The organism is Xenorhabdus sp. PB30.3 (assembly GCF_963895965.1).
Lineage (GTDB): Bacteria > Pseudomonadota > Gammaproteobacteria > Enterobacterales > Enterobacteriaceae > Xenorhabdus > Xenorhabdus stockiae.
On sequence record NZ_CAWQMW010000073.1, the window covers coordinates 1 to 3,163 of the forward strand.

The 3,163-nt window shown below is 49.0% G+C and carries 5 protein-coding genes; all 5 read right to left on the bottom strand.

The window, feature by feature from the left end:
- The coding region (locus AACX38_RS05440; protein ID WP_228865857.1) for a head-tail connector protein at window positions 1-232 on the bottom strand (232 nt) is incomplete at its 3' end.
- Entirely contained in the window at window positions 229-564 is a 336-nt protein-coding gene (locus tag AACX38_RS05445; protein ID WP_099110415.1) for a phage head closure protein, read from the bottom strand. The genes AACX38_RS05440 and AACX38_RS05445, both read right to left, overlap by 4 nt.
- The gene (locus AACX38_RS05450) at window positions 561-1,778 is read right to left on the bottom strand and encodes a phage portal protein (protein ID WP_370630654.1); all 1,218 of its coding nucleotides are present in this window, start codon (window positions 1,776-1,778) and stop codon (window positions 561-563) included. The genes AACX38_RS05445 and AACX38_RS05450 overlap by 4 nt, the downstream gene beginning before the upstream one ends.
- A gap of 2 nt (window positions 1,779-1,780) precedes the next feature.
- Window positions 1,781-2,329 (bottom strand): HK97 family phage prohead protease, encoded by a 549-nt coding sequence (locus tag AACX38_RS05455; RefSeq protein WP_228865859.1) that lies wholly within the window; start codon window positions 2,327-2,329, stop codon window positions 1,781-1,783.
- Window positions 2,330-2,371: 42 nt separating this feature from the next.
- The coding region (locus tag AACX38_RS05460; RefSeq protein WP_228865860.1) for a phage major capsid protein at window positions 2,372-3,163 on the bottom strand (792 nt) is incomplete at its 5' end.

Below are 3,163 nucleotides of genomic sequence, written 5' to 3' on the forward strand. Positions count from 1 at the left end.
CATCGGTTGCCATTTCCCGATTTTCATACAACAAGCCGATATAGAGTAGGCAACCGACTTTAATCGCTGGCGTGAAAACCAAGCCCTTATCAAAGCGTTTACCGATATGTTGCTGGCAGACTTCCAACGCAGCATCGGCATAGCCCGTTAATAAGTTATCATCAAGGGTGTAATCTTCCTCCAGTCGGCAATGCTGTTTGATTTCACTCAGGGGAATTTCAATCTGGCTCATCGGAATATCCCTCCCTTGCAAAGCAGCTCTAGACGGGTGTATTTCGCATCGGGGATGACCGCCATAATGCTAAAAGCTGTGCCCGTCGTGTTTGCGCCGTGAAAGGTAATGCTGTTTGCTGTGGTCACATCAGCACGATAACGCAGCCAGATACGCACGGTGGCTTCGGAGAACACGGCGCCGGATGCCACCAGCTCCCGCCCGCTAATGGCTTGGACTTCTGCCCAGACCGTGGCTAAATCCACCCAGTTGTTGAGAACTTCACCAAATTTACCCCGACTGGCTTCATTTTTTCGGATTGTCACCCGATGCCGTAATCTGCCTGCTCTCATTCGTTACTCTCCTTGTCTTGTTTAATTTCCACGGTTTGCTTCCATGCTTGACTGAATTCATCGCCACCGGCACGGGGAGATAATCCTTCCCGTTCACGAGCTTCATTCGGGCACATGACACCGGATTTAATGGCAGTTTCATAACTCTGGAAACGTTCTTTCGGATTGGCGCGAAGTAGATCGGCTGTGTCAAACTCCACCTGATAACGAACACCTCGTTTTGGTGAGTTCATCAGCAAGGCGGATTTGATTTGCTGCTCAAAGTTAGCCAGCCACGGGCGCATAGTGATAGTCAGAAAAGCACGGGAGGCTTCACTAAAATTGCTGTAAGTGCTGTTCGAATATTCTTGCAGAAAGATCGGACTGACATTGAACATCCGGGCGATATCGTCAATGGTAAAACGGCGTGAGGCCAACCATTCGGCATCCTGATTGCTCATCCCCAATTGCTGGTATTCCATCCCGCCCTCAAGAATAGGCGTTTTGCCTGCATTGCGAGCGCCTTTATAACGTTCAAGCGCTTCCAGTGCCTTATTACCCTTGATGCCATCCAGCCAGTCAGCGGCTTTAATCACGCCTGCTGCCATCATGCCTTCTTTCATAATGCTTGCCCCGTGGCGCTGTTGCGCCAACCCCAAACCCAGTGTTTCACGGCAAATGGTGACAGGTGAGCGCCCTAAAAAGCCATCTTCGGTGGCATAGCGCAAATGCAAAATTTCTTCCTGTAGGTAGGTTCTGACCTTGCCGCTATAAGGTTCGGTGATGGTGTAGGCAAATCGGTGATCCGATAATCGTTGCGGTACAACCGCTGACGGCGGGTAAGGGTGCAAGGATTGTGGCTGTCCGTCTTTTCCCCAGACTATGACCGCATAGGCATTACCATTCAGTAGGCAATGGCGCATCAATGTGCGTTTAAACTGAAATGGGGTCTGGCAGTCGTTCGGGAACTCGTTGAGTAGATAATCTACAGGATGATCGCTCAACCATTCGCGGGATTCTTTTCCGTTCTGGTGCTGAACCCGATAAAGATAACAGGGCATGGTGGCGACCGCTTCACTAATCACTGTGACGGCATTCATCACGGCAGGTAAACCCTCGGCTGTCGAGGGGGAAACATGTTCGCCCGATTTAGTGTTAGTTATGCCTGCCAGAGAGAAAAATTCATCCATCGTCATACTGCGCTGTTCTGGAGTACTTCGCTTAAAAGGCCACATCATCACACCTCAGACAATTGCAGCCAGTAATGACGCAAATCAGTATCATAGGGCTTAACCGCATTCAGGGAGCGTTTGGCAATCTCTACGCCGCTTTCAGGATAGGCGGGTAAACTGGTGATAGTAATTTCCCGCAGTTCAGCTTCTAATACCGTTCTGATATACGGCTCTTGACTTGTATCCCATTGATCTTTGATTGCTCTGAATCCAAAACTCATTCCGGCAATATCACCCCGCTCAACCAGTGTCAGCACATCGCGTCCTAGCTGCGTATCAGGCGGGGTTAGTTCGAAACGTAATCCGGTGGCATCCTCACTCAATTGCAATGTACCGGACGTAGTGCGGCCTAACAGGTTCATATGATCATGCTCATACAGTGCCCTGATATCAGCACCTGCCGCTAGACTGGCGCTAAAGGCGTTAGGGGCGAACTGTTCGACAAATTCATCCCACAGGACTTGTGATCGGCTGTTCCACTTAATCACATAGCCTGTCAGCTTTTTATCACTGGCAGAAAGTGAAGCGGTGCGAATTTCAAAATCATTCTTCATCAATAGACTCCAAAACTGAAAGGGGGCGGTGCCCCTTATTCATTAACCCGCTTTAGTGCCTTTGATTTCCAGCACTTTGATTGCATTGGAATCCACCAGCCCACCACCCAGATATTTATCAGTATGTACCTTATAAAAGCCCGATTCGGTGATATTGTCGGGACGGGTACGAATGCCCGTTTGATGGTCAACGATGAAGTAACCGCGTTTGAAGTCACCTAGAGCAATGATGTTATCCGGCATAAATTCGAGATAATGGACAGGCAAGCCCAGCAACATATCGGGATCACCTGCCTGTAAACGCTCCCGCCAGATGTAATCCCCGTTGCCATTTTTCAGCTTCTGTACTTGCGCGGCAGTTGTGGAATTCATCACCCATATTGCATTCTTGCGGTATTTGTTTTTGAGCAAAAATTTCAGGTCAATCAGACTATCGGCTTCAAGGCTGGTTGTTTCCAGTTTTTGCAATGTACCGAATGCACGTACCTTGTCAGCTTGGGTATCACGGGGATAAGACAAAAAGCCTTTTGCTTTTTTGCTACCGTCACCGCTAACCAGATCTGTTTCTTCGGTATCACCGAAAGTATCTGCGATCTCAGCAGTCAGCCAGCCTAAAATATCCACATCACTAAAGTCGATAATTTCCTGTGTGGTTTTGGGATAGGCATAAACCGGAAACAGCTTGATGCTGACTTCTTCCATCTTCGGTGTCGCCGTCTCACCGCGTGCCTTACCTTCTTCTGTGTGGGCTACGGCTGCGCTACCGACCGAAACAAGCTGTTTATATTCATTGCTGCGAGTGGTCTTAATCGTACAAATCCGGCGCATAACCGA